20 protein-coding genes are annotated in these 23,421 nt (G+C 71.5%); 10 read left to right on the top strand and 10 right to left on the bottom strand.

Annotation, left to right across the window (positions count from 1 at the left end; translation table 11 throughout):
- Positions 1 to 40 precede the first annotated feature (40 nt).
- From QBE02_RS04505 to QBE02_RS04470, 8 genes are all read right to left on the bottom strand, one after another.
- Positions 41 to 1,816: a Na+/H+ antiporter gene (locus QBE02_RS04505; protein ID WP_279367291.1), complete on the bottom strand. Its 1,776-nt coding sequence runs from the start codon at positions 1,814 to 1,816 to the stop codon at positions 41 to 43.
- A gap of 181 nt (positions 1,817 to 1,997) precedes the next feature.
- Positions 1,998 to 5,345 (bottom strand): ATP-binding protein, encoded by a 3,348-nt coding sequence (locus QBE02_RS04500; protein ID WP_279367290.1) that lies wholly within the window; start codon positions 5,343 to 5,345, stop codon positions 1,998 to 2,000.
- Positions 5,342 to 6,070, bottom strand: a complete 729-nt coding sequence (locus QBE02_RS04495) for a DUF4194 domain-containing protein (RefSeq protein WP_268103744.1) — start codon at positions 6,068 to 6,070, stop codon at positions 5,342 to 5,344. The genes QBE02_RS04500 and QBE02_RS04495 overlap by 4 nt, the downstream gene beginning before the upstream one ends.
- On the bottom strand, positions 6,042 to 7,568 hold the full coding sequence (locus QBE02_RS04490) for a DUF3375 domain-containing protein (RefSeq protein ID WP_279367289.1): 1,527 nt from the start codon (positions 7,566 to 7,568) through the stop codon (positions 6,042 to 6,044). The genes QBE02_RS04495 and QBE02_RS04490 overlap by 29 nt, the downstream gene beginning before the upstream one ends.
- A 43-nt stretch (positions 7,569 to 7,611) precedes the next feature.
- Entirely contained in the window at positions 7,612 to 9,588 is a 1,977-nt protein-coding gene (locus QBE02_RS04485) for a glycosyltransferase family 39 protein (protein WP_279367288.1), read from the bottom strand.
- A 91-nt stretch (positions 9,589 to 9,679) separates the two neighbouring features.
- The gene (locus QBE02_RS04480) at positions 9,680 to 11,074 is read right to left on the bottom strand and encodes an APC family permease (protein ID WP_279367287.1); all 1,395 of its coding nucleotides are present in this window, start codon (positions 11,072 to 11,074) and stop codon (positions 9,680 to 9,682) included.
- 199 nt (positions 11,075 to 11,273) lie between these two features.
- Positions 11,274 to 12,668: an aspartate aminotransferase family protein gene (locus QBE02_RS04475; RefSeq protein ID WP_279367286.1), complete on the bottom strand. Its 1,395-nt coding sequence runs from the start codon at positions 12,666 to 12,668 to the stop codon at positions 11,274 to 11,276.
- Positions 12,665 to 13,135 carry an Lrp/AsnC family transcriptional regulator gene (locus QBE02_RS04470; RefSeq protein ID WP_268103749.1) on the bottom strand — a complete coding sequence of 157 codons (471 nt, stop codon included), beginning with the start codon at positions 13,133 to 13,135 and terminating at the stop codon, positions 12,665 to 12,667. The genes QBE02_RS04475 and QBE02_RS04470 overlap by 4 nt, the downstream gene beginning before the upstream one ends.
- 145 nt (positions 13,136 to 13,280) lie before the next feature.
- Here QBE02_RS04470 and QBE02_RS04465 point away from each other — a divergent pair, with 145 nt between their 5' ends.
- Positions 13,281 to 14,984, top strand: coding sequence for a cellulase family glycosylhydrolase (locus tag QBE02_RS04465; protein ID WP_279367285.1), 1,704 nt, complete (start codon positions 13,281 to 13,283; stop codon positions 14,982 to 14,984).
- 82 nt (positions 14,985 to 15,066) lie between these two features.
- Positions 15,067 to 17,079 carry an ArnT family glycosyltransferase gene (locus QBE02_RS04460; protein WP_279367284.1) on the top strand — a complete coding sequence of 671 codons (2,013 nt, stop codon included), beginning with the start codon at positions 15,067 to 15,069 and terminating at the stop codon, positions 17,077 to 17,079.
- Positions 17,080 to 17,115: 36 nt separating this feature from the next.
- Here QBE02_RS04460 and QBE02_RS04455 read toward each other — a convergent pair whose 3' ends face one another.
- On the bottom strand, positions 17,116 to 17,907 hold the full coding sequence (locus QBE02_RS04455; RefSeq protein WP_279367283.1) for an alpha/beta fold hydrolase: 792 nt from the start codon (positions 17,905 to 17,907) through the stop codon (positions 17,116 to 17,118).
- 57 nt (positions 17,908 to 17,964) lie between these two features.
- On the opposite strand from QBE02_RS04455, the gene QBE02_RS04450 reads away from it, so the two are divergent.
- From QBE02_RS04450 to QBE02_RS04425, 6 genes are all read left to right on the top strand, one after another.
- On the top strand, positions 17,965 to 18,531 hold the full coding sequence (locus tag QBE02_RS04450; RefSeq protein WP_279367282.1) for a mismatch-specific DNA-glycosylase: 567 nt from the start codon (positions 17,965 to 17,967) through the stop codon (positions 18,529 to 18,531).
- 41 nt (positions 18,532 to 18,572) lie between these two features.
- Entirely contained in the window at positions 18,573 to 19,001 is a 429-nt protein-coding gene (locus tag QBE02_RS04445) for a DUF2809 domain-containing protein (protein ID WP_279367281.1), read from the top strand.
- A gap of 55 nt (positions 19,002 to 19,056) precedes the next feature.
- Complete coding sequence (locus QBE02_RS04440) at positions 19,057 to 19,353, top strand: DUF1905 domain-containing protein (RefSeq protein WP_279367280.1); 297 nt, start codon at positions 19,057 to 19,059, stop codon at positions 19,351 to 19,353.
- A 4-nt stretch (positions 19,354 to 19,357) separates the two neighbouring features.
- Positions 19,358 to 19,837: a prepilin peptidase gene (locus QBE02_RS04435; protein WP_279367279.1), complete on the top strand. Its 480-nt coding sequence runs from the start codon at positions 19,358 to 19,360 to the stop codon at positions 19,835 to 19,837.
- 67 nt (positions 19,838 to 19,904) lie between these two features.
- Positions 19,905 to 20,975: a YhjD/YihY/BrkB family envelope integrity protein gene (locus tag QBE02_RS04430; RefSeq protein ID WP_279367278.1), complete on the top strand. Its 1,071-nt coding sequence runs from the start codon at positions 19,905 to 19,907 to the stop codon at positions 20,973 to 20,975.
- Positions 20,968 to 21,699 carry an NAD(P)H-hydrate epimerase gene (locus QBE02_RS04425; RefSeq protein ID WP_279367277.1) on the top strand — a complete coding sequence of 244 codons (732 nt, stop codon included), beginning with the start codon at positions 20,968 to 20,970 and terminating at the stop codon, positions 21,697 to 21,699. Before QBE02_RS04430 ends, QBE02_RS04425 begins: the two co-directional genes overlap by 8 nt.
- A 9-nt stretch (positions 21,700 to 21,708) precedes the next feature.
- Here the strand turns inward: QBE02_RS04425 and QBE02_RS04420 are convergent, their stop codons facing one another.
- Positions 21,709 to 22,464 (bottom strand): glutamine amidotransferase, encoded by a 756-nt coding sequence (locus QBE02_RS04420; RefSeq protein ID WP_279367276.1) that lies wholly within the window; start codon positions 22,462 to 22,464, stop codon positions 21,709 to 21,711.
- A gap of 68 nt (positions 22,465 to 22,532) precedes the next feature.
- Between QBE02_RS04420 and QBE02_RS04415 the strand changes: the two genes are divergently transcribed.
- On the top strand, positions 22,533 to 22,760 hold the full coding sequence (locus QBE02_RS04415) for a hypothetical protein (protein WP_056228525.1): 228 nt from the start codon (positions 22,533 to 22,535) through the stop codon (positions 22,758 to 22,760).
- Positions 22,757 to 23,401: a CYTH domain-containing protein gene (locus tag QBE02_RS04410; protein ID WP_279367275.1), complete on the top strand. Its 645-nt coding sequence runs from the start codon at positions 22,757 to 22,759 to the stop codon at positions 23,399 to 23,401. Before QBE02_RS04415 ends, QBE02_RS04410 begins: the two co-directional genes overlap by 4 nt.
- Positions 23,402 to 23,421 lie beyond the last annotated feature (20 nt).

The raw sequence follows: 23,421 nt of genomic DNA, 5'->3' as shown, positions 1-23,421 counted from the left end.
TCTCGGCGCGAGTGGGGCCTCGAACCAGCCCCGTCCGCGGCTAGTCGCTCGCCCTTTCAAGCCCTCGCGTGCGGATCTCCTCGAGGTCGAGGCCGGCGAGGATTTTGCGGGCGACGAGGTCGTCGATGGTTCCCTCGCGGCGCAGGCGCAGCAAAACCTCGCGCTTTCGGTCGAGCACGGCCAGCCGCAGCCGCTGAGCTTCCTTGTGTCGCAGCAGGGGAGAGCGCTGGGTGACGTCGATGTCGTCGCTGACGGCGATCATCTGCAGGGGGCCGGTGAAGGCGGCTCCCTCGTCGGTATTCTCCGACGTGTCGTCCGCGCCCGCGCGGCGCCGCTCGTCCGAGCCATCGGGCGGCACCGGCCCCGTCGATGACGGGTCCTCGTCGAGCGAGGCGTCGAGTTCGGCCAGATCGCGTTCCTCGATCGCGCGCTGTCGTGCGACGGCGCGGGCGTTGGCGAGCTCGAGCCGCTCGTAGCCCTCGCGACGGGCGCGATCGCGCACGCGGTCACTGATGCCGTGTTCGCTTGCCAGGTCGTCGAGGGCGGCGAGGGCGGCACCCGAGATCGCGCGCTCGGCCAACTCGTACTCTTCGATCGCGGCGTCGTCGGTGGGGAGCTTCGCCCAGGTGATGACCGCCGGCAGCAGCGGCCCCTGCACGAGTAGCGTCAGGACGATGACACCCGCCGTGACGAAGACGATGGCGTCGCGTCCGGCTACCGGGTCGCCGGCGGCCGTGGTGACCGGCACCGACAGGGCGATGGCGAGCGACACGGCTCCGCGGAACCCGGCGACGGTGCTGACGATGCGCGATCGATGCCGCAGCGACCGCGACGATCCGGCGGCGGGCCGCGAGAACGGCGAGAACATCCACTGGAACAGGTACCGCACGACGAAAAGGGCGATCCACGCGGCCACGGTGACGAGCAGCAGGATGCCGATCTCCGACCCGGAGATCTCGTGCAGTACGAGCTGCACCTCGAGCCCGATCAGTACGAAGAGGGCGCCGTTGAGGAGATAGACGCCGAAGGGCCACGTGGCATCCGCCGCCCTTCTCGACATCGCCGTCGTGATGCGCGGCGACACCCACGCCATGATGAGGCCCGCGAAGACGACGGCGAGCACGCCCGAGGCGTCGATGAGCTCGGCGATCAGGAACGACACGAACGGCACCAGCACCATCGTGAGGTTGATCGTCAGGGTCGACTGCATGCGCCGCAGGGCGAAGAACGCGGCGGCCGCCACGGCGATGCCCGCGGCGGCTCCACCGAGGTACGACAGCAGCACCATGCCGGTGATCTGCAGCGGCGTGATCTGGTCGCCGAGCAGCAGAGCCACGGCGATCGCGTAGAGGACGAGAGCGGTGCCGTCGTTCGTCAGGCTCTCGGCCTTCAGCTTCATGAAGGTCTTGGCGGGCAGCAGGCGGCCGAGCGCGGCGACCGCGGTGGCATCGGGCGGGGCGACCGCGGCGCCGAGCACGAGGGCGGCCTCCCACGGCACGCCCATCAACGTCGCGACCCCGGCGACGGCGAAGGCGGATGCCACGACGAGTAGCGTGCTCATCGGGATGATGTAGCGCAGCGAGCGCCGCACCGACCGCAGCGACGTGGTCCACGCCTCGCGGAAAAGCATGACGGGGAGGAACAGCAGAAGCACCGTCTCGGGCGGCAGCTCGATCTGACGCAGCTCGGGGATGAAGCCCAGCGCGAGGCCGATGACGAGAAGTACGAGCGGCGTCGCGACGCGCAGTCGGGGAGCCAGGACGGTGCCCACGAGCATCGCCAATCCGAGCAGAACCGTGATTTCGAGTCCTTGCATGCCTGCCGCCCTTCGCCGTGCCCCTCGACACAGCGTAGAGACAGGCTCGGACATTCCCGAGGGCGGCATTTCCGCCGCGGCGATTCGCGCGCTCCGCGATCCGCGCACCCTCAGCCGCGAAACCGTGATCTCGACCGAGGTTGTGCGATCCGCTGAGCTTGCGCCACGGGTCAGCCCGCGCTCACGCCGGCAGCGCCACCTTCGCCTTCGCCCACGAGCGCCCGCGGGTGTCCTTCAGGATGTCGTACTCGACGTCGACGTGCGGCTCGATCGCGCTGTACTTGTCGTTCGGTGCACCGATGACGAGCTGGAAGCCGAGGCCGCGCCAGGCGCCGATCGCGCGCTTGGTGAAGTGCGCGTCGGCCTTGATGAGCGCCTCGTCGAGGAAGACGGGGGCGTAGCGCGGGCGCTCCGAGCCGGCGTCCCCGAGCTGGTAGCGCAGGGCCGCACCCACGATGAAGGCGATGAGCTCCTGCGATTCGCCGCCCGACTTCTCGCCGATGTGGTCGTAGAGCGCCACGTGCTCGCCCGTGTCGGCGCGGAAGCGCTCGGCGCTGACCCGCACGTGGTTGCGCACGTCGACGAGGTCGGCGAAGTCGGGGGCGGTGGGGCGGATGCGGTTGATCAACCGCGCCATGCGCCCGTACACGCCCTGGCGCTCCTCGTCTGTCGAGGCCGCGTCGATCGCCGCGCGAACGTCGCGCAGCTCGCGGCGGAAGCGCTTGCGCACCTCCGACTGGCTCTCGCGCGGAACGATCTGCAGGCGGTGGTCGTCGTCGTAGAACGGCAGGTCCTGCATGATGTCGTTGATCGGGGCGATGCGCTCGCGGATCTCGCGCAGGGCGCGCGTGAGCGCGGAGTCGAGGCTCGTGAGGTCGTTGCCCGACAGACGCAGCAGCGAATCGCGCCATTCCGCTTCGAGTTCGTGCAGGCCGCTGGCCTCGAGCTCGCTGAGGATCCGCTCGAAGTCGCCGAGCGCCTCATCGGGGTCGGCGAGCAGGTTGGGGCTCGGCCACCGGTCGGTGAACGCGGTCATCGTGCGGCGGAGGCTCTCGCGCTGGTCGCTCCACGTCTCCTGGGCCGCGCGCTGTTCCTCGAGCAGACGCTTCGACGCCGACTCGAGGGCGGTGTCGAACCGCGCGAGCCGCTGCGAGGACGAGACGTCATCACCGGAGGGCGCCACGAACAGCCCGTCGAGGTACGCGACCTCGTCGGGGGTGAGCGTCATCTCGCGGTCCTCGGCCCGTTCGAGCAGGATCTGCGCGGCATCCACGTCGTCGGTGATCTCGGCCCAGCGCGCGGCGAGGGTCTGCTGCTCGGTCTTGGCTCCGCCGATCTCCTCGCGCAGGCGCGCGACGCGGGCCTTCGCGCCCGAGATCTGCTCCTGCAGCTCGGCGATACGGGGGTTTCCCGCGGTGACCTCGACGACGGTTTCGTTCCAGCGGTCGAGGTCGCGTTCGACGGATGCCACGTCGACCTGGTCCCAGGACAGGTCCGCGATCTTCTCGAGGGCGCCGCGCCGGTCGTCGAAGGCGTCGAGGGCGGCGGCGGCCTCGTCGACCGCGGCCTTGGCGGCGGTGAGGTCGCGCCGGACGGTGACGATCTGCTCGCCGAGCTCGGTGAGGCGCACGCGAGACGAGAAACCGAGGATGCTCTGCCGCGCCGAGCCGCCGTGGGCGCCGCGGGCGCCCTGGCTCGTCTGGCCCGAGATCGTGAGCGCCATGCGGTGCTGTGAGAGCTCCGACGCGGCATCCACGCAGACGAAGGCGAACTGCTGCTCGAGGCGGTCCTGCAGCCAGCCGGTGAAGGGCGAGGAGCGGAACTCCAGGCGTCCGGGCAGGGTCGCCGGGTCCAGCGCCCCGCGCTCGGGGAGGTCGGTAGGAACACCCTCGAACCGGAGGCGCTCCGAGAGTCGCACGCTGTCGATCGCGGCGCGGAACGCAGAGAGGTGCGCGGCATCGACGAGCAGCGTCGTCGCGAATCCGCCCAGGGCGAGGGTGAACGCCCCGCGCCACGGCTCGAACTCGGTGCGCACGTCGACGAGCTCGGCCACGAAGGGCAGCTCGGCGGCGGTGAGCCCCGCGGCCTCGGCCAGCGCCTCGCGCGCCTCGTGCAGACGCGGGGGAATGTTGTCGTCGCGGGTCTGCGTCCGCCGGTGCTCGGCCTCGAGGGCGGCGAGCTGCTGGCGCAGATCAGTGTGCCGGCTGCTGGCAGCGACGAAGGCGTCGCGCACCGCGCTCTTGGCATCCGTGTCGGCGAGGGTGCGCCGCGCTTCGGTGACGAGGGCTGCGAACTGCTTCTCGGTGGCGACCTCGACCGAGAGCACGGCGAGGGCCGCCTCGAACCGTTCGCGGTCGCGCTGCATGCCCGCGAGGCGCCGCTCGAGGGTCCGCAGCTCGCGCTGCGCCGCGTCGAGCCGGTCGCCGCCCGCCGCGCGCAGCACGTCGCCCAGTGCCTCGCGTTCGGCCTCTGCCGCGTCGGCGAGGGCCTGGCGTTCGCGCACGAGCGCGTCGGTGGCGTGCGTGCGATCGCGCAGCTCGGCCTCGACCGCTTCGAGCAGGTCGACCCGTCGCTGCGCGCGCCAGAGCGAGGCGCGCGACTCGGGGTCGCCGAAGCGCCCCAGCTCGTCGAGCAGCCGCAGCCGCTCCGACGCCTCGTCGATGCGCGCCTTCATCGTGCGGATCGGCTGCAGCGCCCGCACCTGCTGGCGCGCCTCGAGCATGCGCGTGCGCGTGGACTCGAGCCCGTCGAAGTGCGTGACGACCGCGTCGGCCACCGCGAGCGTTTCGGGCTCTTCGAGCACCATGCGCTTGTAGAGGTCGTCGACGGTGGTGATCTGCTGACCTGCCTGGATGCGCGCGAGCAGGCTCATCGCCTTCGAGCCCGCTCCCGCCGCGCCGATGCCGAGCACGGCATGCAGCCGCGCTGAGAACTCGCGGTCGGTCGCGAGGGTGTCGAGGCCCGCCGCCCGCACGGCCGAGTCGGAGAGGTGGCTCTGCGCCGCGCGCTCGAGCTGGCGCAGGTCGAACGCCCCGTGCACGGTCGCGCGCACCTTGACGGCGTCGTCGAGCGTGCGGGCGGCGGCGGGGAAGTACCAGGCCCGCACCGCCGTGAAGCGCGCGCCGTCGTGGTCGGCCCAGGTCATGCCGATCGCGGTCCACGTGTCGACCCCGTCGCCGCGCAGCACCCGCACTTTGGTGCCCTCGTCGGTGCGCGACTCGTCGAGCTTGCCGCGGCCGTACGAGAGGATGTTGCGCTGCTCCTGGCCGCGCGGGCGACCCACGACCGCGCCGTTCGAGGCGCCGTTGAAGGGGGTCGTGTGCGGCATCATCAGCGCGACGTACGCGTCCATGAGCGTGGACTTACCCGATCCCGATCCGCCGCACAGCAGCGTCGCGGTCGGCGCGAAGCGCACGCGGTGCGTGCCGTCGTATCCGCCCCAGTTGATCAGCTGCAGGTCTTCGGCGACCCACTGCTGCCCGCGGGAGGCCGCCGGGATCAGCCCGAACAGCGTCTCGAGCATGGTCATGCGCGCTCCTCCTCGAGGATTCCGGATGCCACGGTCTCGGCGTCATCGATCAGGGACGCCGGGGTGTCGGCATCCCGTGTCTGCTCCTCCAACCACCGCTGCAGATCGCGGAGCACCTCGGCGCTCAGCACGATCTCGATGAGCGGCCCGATGCGGTAGCGCCCCTCGGACTCCTCTTCGATGATGCCCTCGCGGTCGAGGCGCGCGATCGCGGTGCGGACGGCCCGCTGCTGGCTCGCGCGGGTGCCGTCGGTCTCGCTGAAGTAGGTGAGCACGGTCTGCTCGACCTCTTCGACATCGACGCGGGCGGATGCCGTACCCGCGGTCGTCTCGCGCTGGAAGACCGTGCGCAGGTAGACGAGCACCAGCGTCTCGGCGCGCGAGTACGCCTCGTCCTTCAGCAGGATCGGCACGTCGACGTCGTCGCTGCGCACCTGCTCCTTGTAGGCGACGCCGCGGGCGTGGTCGACGACGAGGCGCACGAACAGGTCGTTCAGGCGCGATTCGATCATCTGCTGGTGCTCGAGCAGCAGCTTCCACTCGGCGGGCGAGTTGTCGGCCACGAGGAAGCGCCGCTGCAGGATCCGCACCAGCACGCGCCGCACGTCGGCGTCGAGCGTGCCGCGGTCGCCCGCGAACAGCGCGTCGGGGTCGTTCTCCATCGCCACCGGGGCGATGAAGGCGGGGGTGTCCGTGTCAGGGGCGGACGGGTCGATGTCCGTCATCGGCATCCGTTTCTGTGGCAGTCGAGGGTTCTGCGTCCGAGACGCGGGAGGGCGCGGCGGAGACCCCGCCGAAGGCGAAGCGCCGGGTGGTGCCGTCGGGGCGGACGGCCTCGACGATCGAGACGTCGTCGGTCTCGACCAGGCCCTCGCGGTGGACGATCTCGAGCAGGCCGACGAGGTCGACCGGGCGCCGGGTCTCGGCATCCGCTCCGGCGAAGGCCGTCGCGAGGTCGAAGCCACCGGGAAGCGTGGCCACGTACGCCTCGAGCTCGGCGTAGTGCGGGCCGCCCCACGCGCGCGTGTCGGCGTCGACGAATTCGACGTCGGAGTCTTCGGATGCCAACGGCTCCGGCGCCCCGGGAGGACGCACGTCGCCGAGCGAGCGGCGCAGGTGCCCGATGTCGGCGAGGGGCAGGGTGCGCGTCGGTTCCACGCGACCGGGGGAGCGGGTCTGGCTCCAGCGGTGCAGACCCGCCATGACCGAGCGCAGCAGATCGTCGACCTGCCGGTCGCGGATCGGGTCGTGCGTGCGCACCTGCGCGGTGATGACGTGCGAGGCGCGTCGCTGGGCGGTGAGCACCTCCTGCACGCCGGCCTCGACGCGCCTGGCGATCGCGTCGAGCTCTCCACGCTGCTCGGGGGTCATCAGGCGCGAGAACGGCTGGGTGAGCACGGCGTGCAGCTGGTCGGTGAGGTCGTCGATGTTCTCGGGGTCGCCGATCAGGCGCAGCGCTCCCTGGAACGCCCGGCCCTCGGGGGTCGCCTGCATCACCTGGCGACCGCGCTCGAGGTACTCGCGCAGCACATCGCCGGTGGGGCGCACATCACGACGGAGTTCGGCCACGACGTCGCGCTGCATCGCGGCGATGGATTCGGCCACGCGCGAGAAATCGGCCGGCAGTTCGCGCGCGAGGTGGATGACGTTCTCGGCCTCTTCGAGCAGGTGGTCGTCGTCGAGCGGTTCGACGACGCCCCCGTCGAGCGCCGCGATCTCGGCATCCAGAGCCGCCCGTTCCTCGAGCAGGGCCTCTCGGCGCCGCGCGGGATCGCTCTCGGCGTCGCGTGCGAGGCGGTCGACGGCGTCGAGCAGCGTCCGCACGCGCGAGCGCGAGACCCGGGCCCGGCCGCCGCCCGCACGACCGGCGATCTCGAGGGCGCCGACGGCGTGCGCCGACAGGCGGTAGACCTCGACGTCGTCTTCGATCTGCAGGCCGAGCCAGCCCACGCGCACCCACCCGCGGCAGATCTCGCGCGCGGTACCGGCGGGGATGCGGCGGTCGTCGTCGGTGTCGATGCCGGCGGCGCGCAGGTCGTCGATCGCCTCGGCGACCTCGACGTGCGCGTCGGCGACGGCGACGGCGGGGCGGTCGGGGGTGAACACGACCGACAGCACCGCGACGACGAACGGGGCGAAGCGCCCGTGCAGCAGATCGAGCGTCGGGTTCTTGAACGCCGTCACCGAGCGCAGGTACGCGGCTTCGGTTCGGGTGCTGCTCACTGGCTGAAGTCTACCGGCGGCGCGGCGCGCGCCGTGGCGGTCGTCACCGGGACGTGCACTCGTAGAGGGTCGCTCCGGTCACCTTGTTGACCTCGCCGCCCTCCTTCGCCTGGCTGAAGTCCCAGTCATCGACCTCGTGGCATCCGGGCCCTGTCGCCACCCGTCGCACCGGATCGCCCTCGGGAGCCCCGGATGCCACGACGAAGAGCCGCGCGCGGCCGCTGCGGACCATCTGGTCGAGCTCCTCGGTGGTGAAGACCGGGACGTGCCCGCTGTAGCCGCCGTCGGTGAGGACGCTCGCCCCGGTGGCGTCGATCACCTGGGACGACAGCGCCCAGGAGTCGGTCACGAAGAGGGGCAGGCCGTTCGCGCCGCCGCCGTGCTCGCGGGCCGCCTGCACGATCTGCGCGACGGCGGGACTCATCTGCGGACTGCCGCCCCAGGGCGCCGGCGCCGACACCGTGAAGGTCTCGTCGGGGTGGCCGCCGCGGGCGGTGACGCCGACGTAAGCATCGCCCCCGCTGCCGTCACGGGCGTCGTCGATGACCTGCAGACTCGTCGCGATGGGGAGGCACAGCAGAGCGACGGCGAGAGCGGCGGGGGCGACGCGGCGGACACGGGGGAGCGCGGGCGGGGACGACAGGGCGGCGACAGCGCCGATCCCGAGTCCGACCGCCCCCACCGCCACGGCGGGGATGAGCAACACCTCGGGGAGACGGGCCTCGGCGATGAGGACGGCCCACCAGATCGACTGGACGACGACGACCGCCGGAAGCACGAGCCGCACGCTCGTTCGCGCGGAACGGAGCAGCCGCACCCCCTCGACCCACGCGACGACGCCGAGCAGCACCATCGGAACGCCGAGAGCCGCCACGTACGCGGTGTGCGGAACGTGGGCGAGAGTGAGCACGGCCGCGGCCGTCGCGAACCACACCGCGGCGACCACCACGAGGGGGAAGCGCATCGCGGAGGCCCGCGCGCGAGGACGCCCCCGCCGGGGCCGGTGACGCCAGACGCCGAGGGCGATCCCCGCGAGCGCCGCGGGGTACAGCCACCCGATCTGCGTGACCAAAGGCAACTCGAGCAGCTTCGTGAGCGTCGGCGAACCCCCCGAGCTCGCGGGGGCGTGTGTGGTCAGGGCGTGTCCGATCGCGGCGAGGGTCGCGCCGAGCCCGCCCGCCGACGCCGGGGCGCCGACCGAGCCGGGGACGGCCCCCGGGACGAAGCGATCCAGGCCGTTGTACCCGAACACCATCGCGAAGACGTCGTCGTTCGTCGAACCGTCCACGTAGGGACGGGCGCCCGCGGGAACCAGCGCGACGATCGTGATCCACGCGACGGATGCCACGACGGCGGCGCCCGTGAGGGCCCCGGCGCGCACCAGGCCACGACGCCATCCCTCGGTCGCCGCCAGCGTGCCGGCGATGAGGGCGGGCAGCAAGAACCACGCGGCCATCATCTTGGCCTGGAACCCCACACCGATGAAGAGCGCGCACAGGACCAGCGGCCACCAGGTCGAGGTGAGGATCGCGCGCTGCCACCACACCAGGGCGACCGCGAGGGCCATCGTGAGCAGTCCGTCCTCCATCGGATGGGCGAACATCGACACGAAGATGGGGGTCGATGCGGCGGCGGCCGCCGCGACGAGGCCCGCGCCCCGGCCGCCCCACCGCAGCGCCAGCACGGCGCACGCCACGACGGTCACCGCGCCCTCGACGACCTGCGGCAGGGCGATCGCCGAGATCGACATGCCGAACAGGCGGATGCTCAGCGCCTGGGGCACGGCGAAGCCGCTGAGCTTGTCGAGGGTGACGGTGGCATCCGGATCGAAGGCGCCGAAGAACAGGGCGTGCCACGACTGCGACATCGACCGCGCGGACGCCTCGTAGAACGAGAAGTCCCCGCCGCGCGCGAGATTCCAGCAGGTGAGCACGACGAATCCCGCGACGGTCAGCGTCAGCGAGATCCGGGCCCACCAGGGTTCGCGCCACCAGCGCGCGAGAGGGACGGGAGAGGTCACGACGCACAGAATCCCCCCGCGATAACGGGAGCGGGTATCAATCGCCTATGTCGCCGCTGTGGGTGGATGACGCACCCACAGCGGCGACCGGTCAGACCTCGGAACGAGGGCCGGCGACGGTCTTCGAGACGCCCGTGACCGGTTGGTTCTCGTCGAACGAGGCGATGGGTCGGCGGAACCCGCGCGTCAGGACGACGAGGTACACCACCCCGATGCCCGTCCAGATCAGACCGCCCACGAGGGCGTGCATGTCGAGGTTGACCCACAGCAGACCGGTGAGCAGCATGCCGATCGCGGGCATGACGATGTAGCGCGCGATGTCGGCCGGGGTCTTTCGGAGCCCCTTGCGGACGGCGAACCAGGCGATCACCGAGATGTTGACGAAGGTGAACGCCACCAGGGCGCCGTAGTTGATGTACGCCGCGATCTGCTCGAGGGTGAACGAGATCGCGAAGAGACTCACGAGGCCGACGATGACGATCGACAGCGTCGGGGTGTGGGTGCGGGGGTTGATGTAGCCGAAGACTTTGCGCGGGAGCACGTTGTTGCGTCCCATCACCATGAGCATGCGCGACACCGAGGCGTGCGACGCCAACCACGACGCGAGGGTCGCGGCGAACCCGGCGGCGGTCAGCACCGCCTGCAGGACCGGTCCGCCGACCTGCACGCCGATCTCGGGCAGGGTGCTGTCCTCGATCGCCTCCTGCGGGAAGGCCGTCGCGTCGGGGAAGCGCAGCTGCGTCACGTACGAGGCGATCAGGAAGATCAGGCCGCCGACCACCAGCGTGAGGAGGATCGCGCGCGGCATGATCTTGGGCGTCTTCGCCTCTTCGGAGTACATCGACACCGCATCGAACCCGATGAACGAGAAGCACACGACCGTGGCTCCGGCCAGAACCGCGCCGAACTGCACGTCGCTGTGGGCGAAGGGGGCTATCGACACCGGAGTCCCGGCCCCCGCCCCGCCGACCAGCTGCACCACGACCATGACGACGAACACGGTCATCACGAGGATCGAGAACACGAGGAGGATCATGTTCACGTTCGAGGTGCCGCGCATGGTCAGGTAGATGACCCCGGTCACACCCGCGGTGAAGACGACGACCCAGATCCAGCCCGGGACGTCGGGGAACAATGCCTCCATGTAGCTGCGGAGGATGAGCGCGTTCACCATCGGCAGCAGCATGTAGTCGATGAGGGCCGTCCAGCCCACCACGAAGCCGACACCGGGGTGGATGGACTCGCGCGCGTAGGTGTACGCGGAGCCGGCGCTCGGGATGACGCGGACCATCTTGCCGTAGCTGACGGCGGTGAAGACGAGGACGACGAGGGCCACGGCGTACGCGGCCGGGACGACGTTGTTCGTCTTGTCGGCGACGAGACCGAACGTGTCGAAGACGACGGTCGGGGTCATGTACCCCAGACCCAGACCGACGATCGACCAGAGGCCGAGGGTGCGGGCGAGCGTGGCGCCGGAGTTCGCCATGGGGGCGGCGGCGCGGGTGTTCTCGTTCGTGGCTCCTCCTGGAGGGTGCGGATCGCGCTCGGGTGCGCGATCGGGATGGTGTCGGGTACAGCATCGTGAGCACCGCTCAGGGGTGGGAGCGGGATGGAGACCGCCCGGCGAGTGCGGCTCGCGGGCGGGGGAGGGATGCCGGCATCGGTCGCGCCGGCATCCCGTGAGGTCAGAGTCGGGTCCAGGCCTCCTGCAGCACCGAGCGCAGGATCTTCTCGATCTCGTCGAACTCGGTCGGTCCGAGGGTGAGGGGAGGGGCGAGCTGGATGACCGGGTCGCCGCGGTCGTCCGCTCGGCAATACAGGCCGGCGTCGAAGAGGGCCTTGGACAAGAAGCCCCGCAGCAGCCGCTCGGACTCGTCGTCGTCGAAGGTCTCTTTCGTGGTCTTGTCCTTCACCAGCTCGATGCCGAAGAAGTAGCCGTCGCCGCGGACGTCACCGACGATCGGCAGGTCGAGGAGGCGCTCGAGGGTCGAGCGGAAGAGCGGGGAGTTGCGGCGGACGTTCTCGAGCAGGCCCTCTTCTTCGAAGACGTCGAGGTTCTCCAGCGCCACCGCCGCCGAGACGGGGTGACCGCCGAAGGTGTAGCCGTGGGGGAACGACGCGTCGCCGTGGGCGAAGGGTTCGTAGAGGCGGTCGCTCACGATGGTGCCGCCGAGGGGGGAGTATCCGCTCGTCACCGCCTTGGCGAACGTGATCATGTCGGGCTGGTAGTCGTAGGCCGAGGCGCCGAAGTAGTGGCCGAGCCGGCCGAACGCGCAGATGACCTCGTCGGAGACGAGCAGCACGTCGTAAGTGTCGCAGATCTCGCGGACTCGCTGGAAGTAGCCGGCCGGGGCGGGGAAGCACCCACCGGCGTTCTGCACGGGCTCGAGGAAGACCGCGGCGACGGTCTCGGGTCCCTCGAACTGGATCATCTGCTCGATGCGGTCGGCGGCCCACACGCCGAACTCCTCGGGGGTGCCCCCGCCGAAGCCGGACTCGGCGGCCCGGTAGTAGTTGGTGTTGGGAACGCGGAAGCCGCCCGGGGTGACCGGCTCGAACATGTGCTTCATGACCGGTAGGCCCGTGATCGCCAGGGCCCCCTGCGTGGTGCCGTGGTAGGCGATCGCCCGCGAGATGACCTTGTGCTTCGAGGGCTTGCCCTGGATCTTCCAGAACTGCTTCGCGAGCTTGAACGCCGTCTCGACCGCCTCTCCGCCGCCGGTGGAGAAGAAGACGTGGTTCAGGTCGCCCGGGGCGAGGTCGGCCAGGCGCTCGGCCAGTTCGATCGCGGCCGGGTGCGCGTAGGACCACAGCGGGAAGAACGCCAGCTGCTCGGCCTGCTTCGCGGCTGCCTGGGCGATGCGGCGACGTCCGTGACCCGCGTTGACCACGAACAGGCCCGCGAGTCCGTCGATGTACTTCTTACCCGCGGCATCCCAGATGTGATGGCCCTCGCCCTTGACGATGATCGGGACGCCGGGTCCCTCGGTCATCGTGGACTGGCGCGAGAAGTGCATCCAGAGGTGATCGCGGGCCTTCGCCTGGAGGTCGGTGTTGAGGTCGGTTTCGAAAAGCGTCATCGCGTTCCCCAGTTGTAGAGCTGACGGTGGAGCTTGAGATAAACGAAGGTCTCGGTCGAGACGACGTCGGGTAGCGACCGGATGCGGTCGTTCAGCAGGTCGATGAGGTCGTCGTCGCTCTCGCAGACGACCTCGACGAGCAGGTCGAAGGAGCCGGCGGTCGACACCACGTAGGTGACCCCGGGCAGCGTCGTCATCTGCCCCGCCACGACGCGGGTGTCGCCCGAGACCCGCACGCCGATCATGGCCTGGCGAGCGAAGCCGAGCTGGAGGGGGTCGGTGACGGCGACGATCTGCAGGATGCCGGCGTCTTGCAGTTTCTGCACCCGCTGGCGCGTGGCGGTCTCGCTCAGGCCGACGGCCTTGCCGATCTCGGCGTAGGGGCGGCGTCCGTCTTCCTGCAGCTGCTCGACGATGGCCTTCGAGACGGCGTCGAGAGCGGGGCTGCGTTCGGTCGCGAGAGTCATGATGGGCGACGGTATCAGCGCGATATCGCCCAGATCAATGATGATCTCGACATTTACGACGCCGTAACGAAGCGGAAACCGTTGTCCTTGCGCCGGTGTCGCGGGAGGGGCGTCTGCCCCCAGTACGATGACCGCGGGGGTGCCGATGTCCGCGAAACGCACGAACTGGTCGTCCACGCGTCGCGTGCTGCACCGCGCGGCGGCGCTCGTCGCGGGCGCGACCCTGGCCGCCGCGGGCGCGATCGCCGCTCCGGCCGCCTCGGCTGCGACCTCGCTGCCCGGGTGGCTGTCGACCCAGGGGTCGACGATCGTGACGGCATCCGGGGCCCCCTTCACCATCAAGGCCACGGCCTGGTTCGGGATGGAGACCTCGAACTGCGCCCCGCACGGCCTGTGGTCGATCGCGCTCGACGACGGCCTCTCCGCGATCGCGGGCATGGGGTTCAACACCATCCGGTTGCCCTTCTCGAACGAGTGCCTCGCAGCGAAGGCCTCGAACTCGATCAACGGCGCGGTCAACCCCGGACTGGTGTCGCTCACACCGCTGCAGCTGATGGACACGGTCATCGCCCGCGCGAAGGCGCACGGGTTGTCGGTCATCCTCGATCGCCACCGCCCGGACTCGGCGGCGCAGAGCGAGCTCTGGTACACGGGTCAGTACAGCGAACAACGCTGGATCGACGACTGGAAGATGCTCGCCGCCCGTTACAAGAACGAGTCCGCGGTGATCGGCGTCGACCTGCACAACGAGCCCCACGGCGGCGCGTGCTGGAACTGCGGCGACCCCGCCCGCGATTGGCGCGCGGCGGCAACGCGCGCCGGCGATGCCGTGCTCGGGGTCAACCCCCGCCTGCTGATCATCGTCGAGGGCGTGGAGCGACAGAACGACGGCTCGAACACCTGGTGGGGCGGCGGTCTGAAAGACGCCGGGGCCGCGCCCGTGACCCTCGCCGTGAAGAACCGCGTGGTCTACTCGCCGCACGACTACCCCGCCAGCGTCTACGCGCAGCCCTGGTTCTCGGCATCCGGGTATCCCGCCAATCTCGAGGCGGTGTGGGATGCCAACTGGGGTTACCTCGTGCGCAAGAACATCGCGCCCGTGCTGCTCGGCGAGTTCGGCACGAAGCTCGAGACAGCGAGCGATCGGGCCTGGCTCGACGCGCTCGTGGCGTACCTGGCCAGGACGAAGATCAGCTACGCGTACTGGTCGTTCAACCCGAACAGCGGCGACACCGGCGGGCTGGTCGCCGACGACTGGCGCACTCCGCAGAAGGCCAAGCTGGCCGCGCTCGCACCGATCCTGACCCCGGTCGCGGCGCCCGCTCCGCAGCCGGGTCCGATTCCCACGACCCCGGCCCCGACGCCCACGCCCCGGCCGAGCGTCACGCCGACACCGACACCGAAACCGACACCGAAACCGACACCGACACCGACACCCACACCGACGACGACGCCCAAGCCGCCCACCCCGTCCTCGAAGCCCTCGGTATCGGTGCCGTCGAGCCCCGCACCCACCCCGAAGCCGGGCGCCGGGACGGCCCCGGGAGCTTCGGCCGGCATCACCGCGACCTGGGTCCCGCAGAGCACCTGGGGCGAGGGGTACGTCGCCGAGCTCACCGTCACGGCGACGGGTCCCGTCACGAAGTGGTCGGTCTCGTTCGACGCCGCCGGCACCACCGCGGTGTCGAACGCGTGGGGCATGAAATGCTCGGTCGCGGCCGGGCGCGTGACGTGCACGGGAGCCGACTGGGCGGCGACCCTCGCTCCCGGGCAGACGGTGAGGGTCGGGCTGCAGGCCGCCGCCACGCGGGCACCGTCGCCTGCGAAGCTCACCCTGTCGGCATCCTGATCCACGCCCGGCGAGAGCATCCATCGCTGGCGCATAGGTTCCGTAAGGCTGCGGTGAGGGAAGCGCTGCCTACGATTCGGCGGTGACCGCTGCCTCTCCTCCCGTCCCCACGCCGACCCTTCCGCTGACCGCGGGCCTGCGACGACCCCGCGGATGGACCGTCGGTCTCGTCGTCATCGGGCTCGGCGCGCTGGTCCTCACCGGCTGGCAGGTGTGGGCGGGGGCGCCGAGCGAGTACTACGCCTCGATTGCGCTGTCGATGAGCCGCTCGTGGTCGAACTTCTTCTTCGGCGCCGTGGACCCTGCGGGCACCGTCACCCTCGACAAGATCCCGGGCTCGTTCTGGATCCCGGCCCTCTTCGTCCGGGCCTTCGGGTACTCCGCCTGGGCGGTGATCCTGCCCAACTCCCTCGCCGCCGTCGCCGCCGCCCTCGTCACCGCCGTCACCGCCCGGCGCCTGGCGGGGGAGCGTGCCGGACTCATCGCCGGGGGCGTCGCGGCCGTCACGCCGATCCTCGTCGCGGTGGCCCGCTCGAACCAGCCCGAGACCTTCTTCGTCCTCGGCCTCTCCCTCACCGCGTGGGCGGCGGTGCGCGCCGTGCAGACGCGGAGCCTGGGGTGGCTGATCGCTGCGGGAGCGCTGATCGGCCTGTCATTCCAGTTCTATGAGCTCGAGGCGTGGGCGGTGTGGCCGGCCCTGGCGCTGGCGTACCTTTTCACCCGGCAGTCGTGGGCCCGACGACTCGGTCACCTCGCCCTGGCCGGAGCGGTGAGCCTCGTGGCATCCCTGTGGTGGGTGGCGATCGTCTCGATGATCCCCGCCGGGAGTCGGCCCTACATCGGCAGCACCCTGTCGAATAACCCGTGGGAGATGGTGTTCGGGTACAACGGGCTCGGTCGCTTCTCGGCCACGGCCGACAGTGCGGCCTACGAGTCGTTCACCCCTCCCTTCTCGGGCGAGCCCGGCGTGCTGCGCCTGTTCAACGCCCAGCTCGCGGGCCAGGTGGCGTGGCTCATCCCCGCGGCGATCGTCGGGATCATCGTCCTGTGGGTGCTGCGGTTCTCGCGCCCGCTCACGGTGCTGCTGACCGTGTGGCTCGCGACCTTCGCCGCGATGTTCTCGACCGTCGCCGGAATGCACCAGTTCTACACCGCGGCCCTCGCGGTCCCGCTGGCACTCGTCGTGGGGACGGCGCTCGCCGCGGCGCATCGGGCGGGCAGGGTCTGGCCGCAGATCGCGACCGTTGCTGTCGCCGGGTCGACGGCCCTGGGGATCGGCCTGGCGACGGGCGGGTACAGCGCGCCGGTCTCGATCGCGCAGGGGGCGGCGGCGGTCGTCGCGATCGTCCTGCTCTCGACGCGGCACCACGGGCGCGTGGTCACGACCGTCGCACTGATGATCGGGTTACTCCTCACCCCGGCCGTGTGGTCGGCCGTGACCATCGCCCACCCCAGTTCGATCAACCCGGTCGCGGGCGGGGCCGCCGAGTCCGCGGGCTTCGGCGGTCGCGGTTTCGGGGGAGCGGATTTCGCGGGCGGGATGCCGACCGGGGGCCGCGGCAGCCAGGGATTCGGCGCGGCGCCCGGCGGGGGAGCGGCGCCCGGATCGGGGCAGAGCGCCGGGCAGGGCGCGGGTCGCGGTACCGGTGGCGCGCCGGGCGGGTCGTCGTCGGGACGCACGCGCGGGGCAGCGGGCGGGGCGCCCACCGGCTTCGGCGGCGGCGGCTTCGGCGCGGGCGGGGCGGACGACGGTGCTCTCGTCTCGTGGCTGCAGGCCCGCAGCACGGGGTCGACCTACCTGGCGGCGACCTTCGGGGCGCAGTCGGCGGCGCAGCTGATCCTCGCCTCGGACGGAGGCTCGTTCCTGCCCATCGGCGGATTCAACGGCACCGACGACGTGCCGACGCTCGACGCCTTCACCGCGCTGGTCGACTCGGGCCAGGTGCGCTACGTCATCGGCGGGGACCAACGGGGAGGGGGCACGTCCCTGGGGGCCGCGTCGACGACCACCGCCTCGTCGCAGATCCGCACCTGGGTCACCCAGCACTGCGCGACCGACAGCTCGGCCCCCACGACCGTCTACGACTGCGGCTGACCGGTTCGCTCGGGCGGAGCATCCGGCGCGCGTGACTCAGCGGCCGAGGAACTCCATGCCCGCCTCGCGGAACGCCCGTGCACCGGGGGCGTTGACGTGGTGCCGCCCCGGGATGTCGGCGAACTCGCCGCGGGGGAGGAGCCCTGCCAGGTGCTGCGACTGGTCGTGGATCGGGTCGTCCGTGCCCGTCGCGATCAGCACGGGCTGTTGCGGCGGCGTCGAGGGGTCGGGGTCGGTCTCGCCGAGGCGCATGCCCTCGGCGATCGCGACGAGGGCGCGCAGGTCGTTGCCGGGCACGCGTTCGGCGAGCGAGACGTAGCGCTGGGTCGTGGCATCCTGAACGGGCTCACCGTGGTCCAGGAAGGCGCGGGCCTGTTCGACCTGCAACCGGGCGAGCGGGCGTCCATCCGGGATGCCGCCGAGCACGGCTCGCTCGACGTGTTCGGGGGCGTCGACGGCGAGCTGCCAGCCGACCCGCCCGCCGAGCGAGTAGCCGAGATAACGGACCTGATCGAGCAGGTACGTGTCGAGCACGGCGACGAGGTCGGACACGAGGGTGGGCATCGTGTAGGACGCGGCGTCGTGCGGCTTATCGCTCGCTCCGTGACCGCGCTGGTCGACGGCGATCACGCGGTAGCCGGCGCGCAGCAGGTCGCGCACCCAGCCGGTGTTGACCCAGTTGTCGCGCGTGCTCGAACCGAAGCCGTGCACGCACAGCACGGGGTCGGCCTCGACGTCGCCCCACGAGTAGGTGGCCAGGCGCACGTTGTCGCCGACGATGACGAATTGCGCGGGGGGAACCTCGGTCAGAGCGGGAACGGCATCCATTCCTCCGATCCTGGCAGAGCGGGCCCGCTCGCCGGGGGTAGTGGTCATAGTGGTCTCATGGGATACACGCGCGCCGAACTCGAGTCGTTCCGGGACGCCACGCGGCCCGACCTCGTCGAGCCGGGCGTGCGTCTGCTCTTCGTCGGCATCAACCCGGGACTGTGGACCGCCGCGACCGGAACGCCGTTCGCTCGACCGGGAAACCGGTTCTGGCCCGCGTTGGTGAAGGCGGGGATCCTCCCGCGACTGCCCGCGTACTCCGAGCCCCTCGGCGACGAGGACCGCCGGATGATCTTCGACGCCGGGGTGGGGGTGTCGAACCTCGTCGCCCGGGCGACGGCGCGCGCCGACGAGCTCTCGCGTGACGAGCTGCGCTCGGGAGCCGCGGCTCTGGTCGAGCGAGTCGCCGCGTGGCGGCCCCGGGCCGTCGCAGTTGTCGGCCTGACAGCGTACCGCCAGGGGTTCCAGCGGCCCCGCGCGACCGCGGGACGGCAGGAGGAGGCGATCGCCGACGTGCCCACCTGGGTGCTGCCCAACCCCAGCGGCCTCAACGCGCACGACACCGTGGATTCGCTCGCTCGGGCCTACGCGGACCCGGCGCGCGCGGCGGGAGTGATCCGCTGAGGGCGGTCGGCCGCGGCGCGCAGGCATGCCACGATGACAAGATGCCGCCCACCCGCCGTCGCCTGATCGCCCTCCTCGCTCTGGCGGTGGTCGTGGCGGCGGGGCTCGTCGTGCATCTCGTGCTCCCGTCCAGCGACGCGGCGGACATCGCGGGCGATGCGCTGTACTCGGTCGCGGTCTACGCCGGGCTCGTGGTCGTGTTCCCCCGCCTGCGGCCGTTGGTCGTCGCCCTCGTCGCCGGGGGATGGAGCGTGGCCGTCGAGCTCTTCCAGGCGACCGGGGTCCCCGCCGACCTCGCGGAGCGGTTCCGGCCCGTCGCGCTCGTGCTCGGCACGGGGTTCGACGCGCGCGACCTCGTCGTCTACGCGTGCGCGGCCGTCGTCGCCGGCCTGACGGATGCCGTGACGGGGCGCGCCCTCCGTCGCGAGACGCGACGCCCCGGGGCTCCTCCCCAGGGGAGAAGCGCCTGAGCCGGTGGCCGACCGGCGGTATCGTGACCTGCTCGGGCGAGGGAGGGCAGGGGCGATGAGAGCGCGGTTTGAGGGCGACGTCTACCGGTGGGAGGCACGCAGCGACAGCGACTGGTATTTCGTCGCCCTGCCGCCCGATCTCAGCGCCGAGATCCGCGAGACGCAGACTTTTCGCCGCGGATTCGGCGGCGTACGCGTCGACGCCACGATCGGCGGCTCCACCTTCCGCACCTCGATCTTCCCGCAGACGGGAGGCGTCTACGTCCTGCCTCTCAAACGCGCGGTGCGCGACGCCGAGGGGATCGATCCCGGGGCGATCGTGCGCGTCGACCTCTTCGTGCTCGACGCCTGAGCACGTGCCGGTGCTGCTCGGTCTCGCCGCCGGAGTGTTCGCCGGCGCGAGCCTCACCCTCGTCGTGACAGACCTGCGCTCCCACCGTCTTCCCGATGCCGTCGTCCTCCCGGCCGCGGTGCTGGTGGGAGCGCTGCTGACGGCCGAGGCGGCGCGGATCGGCGACCCGGGGCGTGCGCTCGGCGTGATCGGGGGCGCCGCGGCGGCCTTCGCCGTCGCCCTGACCCTGCATCTCGCCCGCCCCGCGGCGTTCGGCGGGGGAGACGTCAAGGTCGCCGCCCTCGTCGGGGCGCCGCTCGGATGGTGCGGGCCCGAGGCCGTGGCATCCGGTCTTCTTCTCGCTCTTCTGCTCGGCGGGGTCGCAGCGGCCGGAGTCCTGCTCGCGGGGGAACGGCGCGCCGAGATCGCGTACGGGCCGTGGCTGCTGTCGGGCGCGTGGCTGCGCCTGCTCGTCGGACCGGGAGAAGGGATGCCGTCGGGCTGACCTGTCTCTCCGAGGCCCGGTGGTCAAGCCCGCACGACACCCGGCGGTGCGCCGATAGCCTGGCGCCATGGCTGACCTCATCCGTCGTGTCACGGCGTGGGCGCTGCGGCTCCGCCTCGTGCGCTCTTTCCTCGTCTACTCGGGGGCGCGCGGCCCCATGCTGGCCGATAGCGTCACGTACCGCACCCTGTTCAGCCTGTTCGCCGCGGTGCTCATCGGGTTCTCGGCAGCCGCGATCTGGTTGTCGGGAAATCCCGAGGCCCTCGCCGCTCTCGAGCGCTCGGTCAACAACGTCGTACCCGGCCTGGTGGGACCGGACAAGTTGCTCGATGTCAGTCAGATCAAGGCTCCGACAGAGTTCACCGTCGCGGGCGTCATCGGAACCCTGGGTCTGCTCGGCGCGGCCATCGGCGCAATCGGGTCGCTGCGCTCCGCTCTGCGACAGATCGCCGGCGTCGCCACCGACGACACGCTTCCGATCCTGGTGATCCTGCGCAATCTCGCCGTCGCCGTCGGCATCGGCGTCGCCCTCGTCGGCGGGGCGATCGTGACCTTCCTGGCCACGGCGGGCCTGACGATCGTGCGCGAACTGCTCGGAATCTCCGCCGACTCCTGGATCACCGCGGTGCTGACCTGGCTGCTCTCGACCGTCGTCGTCCTCGTGCTCGATACCGCGGCCGTCGCCGTGGCGTTCGCGGCACTGTCGGGCGTCAAGACACGTCGCCGCACCCTGGTGCGCGGTGCCCTGCTCGGCGGTGTCGGGCTGGTCGTCCTGCAGCAGCTGTCGGGGCTGTTCGTCGGCGGAGCGGGCAACAACCCCCTGCTGGCGACGTTCGCCTCGCTCATCGCCCTGCTGCTGTGGCTGAACCTCTCGAGCCAGGTGATCCTCATCGCGGGGGCGTACATCACCGTCGCGACCGAGGAGGACCACGACCGCGTGCGTGCGAAGTACGGCGCGTCGACGATGATCCAGTTCCGCGTCCGTCGCGCCGAGAAGGCCTTGCGTGCCGCCACCGGCGAGCTCGAGGCAGCCCGGGCCGCCGAGGCCAAGGAACGCGAGACGCTCGCGAAGAACGACCCCGCCGCCGCCGACCGCGAGGACCGCGCCGAGGTGCGCGCGGGCTCCCGCGATGAGTGAGAGCGCGGGCGGAGTGCTGGCTGCGGGCGAGCGCATCTCGGCGTACAGCGCCGACGCGGTCCGCGCGGCCGAGAAGCCGCTCCTCGCCGAGGGGCGACCGCTCATGCGGCGGGCCGCCGCGGCCCTGGCCGAGATCGTCGCGCTCCGTCTCGCCGATCGGCCGGGGGCGGTCCTGGTCCTCGCCGGGGCGGGCGACAACGGGGGAGACGCCCTCTACGCCGCGGCCGACCTGTGCGCCGTCGTCGATCGCGTCGACATCGTGCTCGTGCGCGACCGCGTCCACCGGGCCGCCCTCGACACGGCCGTGGCCGCGGGCGCGCGCGTGCGATCCGCCTCGGACGTCTGCGAGGCGATGGGTGGATACGTGCTCGTGCTCGACGGCATCCTGGGCATCGGACGTCTGGCGGACCGCCGCCTGCGCGGGGGAGCGCGCGCCCTCGTCGAGTGCGTGCGGGCCCAGGAGCAGCGACCGCTGGTGGTCGCGGTCGATCTGCCGAGCGGTCTGGACCCCGACGACGGCACGGCGGATGCCGCGGTGCTCGCCGCCGATCTGACGGTGACGTTCGGAGCGCTCAAGGCGGGCCTCGTGCGGGGTCGCGGTCCCGAGCTCGCCGGGCGCGTGCACCTGGTCGATCTCGGGCTGGAGCCCTACCTGAAGCTCGCGCATCCCGCGGTCACCGCTCCGGTCGACGTCGTGCGGGTCACCCCGCGCGATAGCGGGTGAACGGACGGCTCAGCGCGCGTAGCGTTCGACGAAGGTGCGCAGCAGGCGCGACGGGGCGGTCACGGGCGCGCGGCGCACGGCCTCCAGGGTGAGGTCGAGCTCGTCGGCGGCGAAGTACCCGTACGACGCGTAGGCGTGGATGCGGGTGACGATGCCGTCCAGATCGAGCTCGGGGTGGAACTGCGTCGCGTAGACGTTCTGCTTCAGCCGGAACATCTGCACCGGGCAGGTGGGTGACGACGCGAGCAGGGTCGCGGTGGGCGGCAGCGCGCTGATCGCTTCTTTGTGTCCCACGAACGCGGTGAAGGTCGCGGGCAGCGCCTCGGCGAGGGGGTCGTCGCGTCCGGCGGCGGTGAGAGACACGTCGACCACGCTGATGGGCTCGGCGAAGGTGCCGTCGATGGGCGCACCGAGGTGCGTGCCCAGGGTTCCGACGCCGTAACAGGCTCCGAGGAACGGATGATCGCGTGCCACGACCTCGTCGACGAGCGCCGCCATCTCGTCCTCGACGCGTCGTTGCACGGGCGACTTGCGCTCGACCGGGTCGGAGGCGTTGAAGGGGCTCCCGCCCACCAGGATGCCCGAGACCTCGTCGAGGTCGATCTCGGGCATCGGCTCGCGCTCGAGTCGGACGCGGCGCAGTCGCTCGGGGGGCAGCCCCGTGAATCGCAGGAAGAGCGCGTATTCCTCGTCGGCCGGGAGGTCTTCGGCGCGCGTAGCCAGCAGCACGAAGGGGCGGTCACCGGGGAGGTCGGTCGAGGTCACTCCAGCGATTGTAGGTGAGCCGTGTCAAGGCACCGGGCGGTGCCGGCGCCGCGGTCTACGCTGACGTCATGGCTATTGCACGACTGACCGGAGGCCCGCTCGACGGGCAGGTTCTCCCCCTCGAGAACGAGTCCGACGACACGCTGATCATGCCCTACAGCGAGGGCCAGCTCGTCTACCGCCGTGACGGCGGCCTCGAGAACACGGGCGATTCCGACGGCCCCACCCAGGCCGTCTTCGTCTTCTCCGAAGAGACCGAAGACATCAACCCCGACGCCGACGGACGCGACGATTGAGCGGAGACCCGAAGGGGTCGTCGAACGTCGAGGTCGAGTCGAAGTACGACGTCGGCGATGAGACGCCTCTGCCCGACTGGTCGGCCCTGCCCGGCGTGACCCGGGTCGGAGACCCCGAACCCCGCGACCTCGACGCGCGCTACCTCGACACCGCTGCGGCCGACCTGGCTCGGGCGGGTGTCGCGGTGCGCCGCCGCACGGGCGGCCCCGACGAGGGGTGGCACGTGAAGGGGCCCCTCGAGGCCGGAGGCCGACGCGAGACGCAGTGGCCGCTCGAGGCCGACGGCGATTCCGACGCCGACCCGGTGGTCCCTCCGGCGGTTCAGGATGCCGTCGCCTCGATCGCCGAGCCCCCGTTCACTCCTCTCGCGCGGCTGCGCAACCACCGCACGGCCTACGCGCTGCTCGATGCCGACGGGAACGAGGTCGCCGAGTTCGTCGACGACCGCGTCCGGGCGCACGACGAGCGACGCGGCGTCGAGTCGGCGTGGCGGGAGTGGGAGGTCGAGCTCGGCCCCGCCGGTCCGTCCGACGACGCCGGGCGCGCGGAGTTCTTCGCCGCGGTCGATGCGGCCGTGTTCGCCGCGGGAGGCCGCCGCGCGGCATCCGGTTCCAAGCTCGCTCGCGCTCTGGGGCACTGAGTTCCCAAGAACGAGAAGGC

This window comes from Microbacterium testaceum (assembly GCF_029761935.1).
Classification (GTDB): domain Bacteria; phylum Actinomycetota; class Actinomycetes; order Actinomycetales; family Microbacteriaceae; genus Microbacterium; species Microbacterium testaceum_A.
The sequence above is the reverse complement of the archived record's forward strand: the minus strand, read 5'-3'. Positions and strand labels throughout refer to the sequence as shown.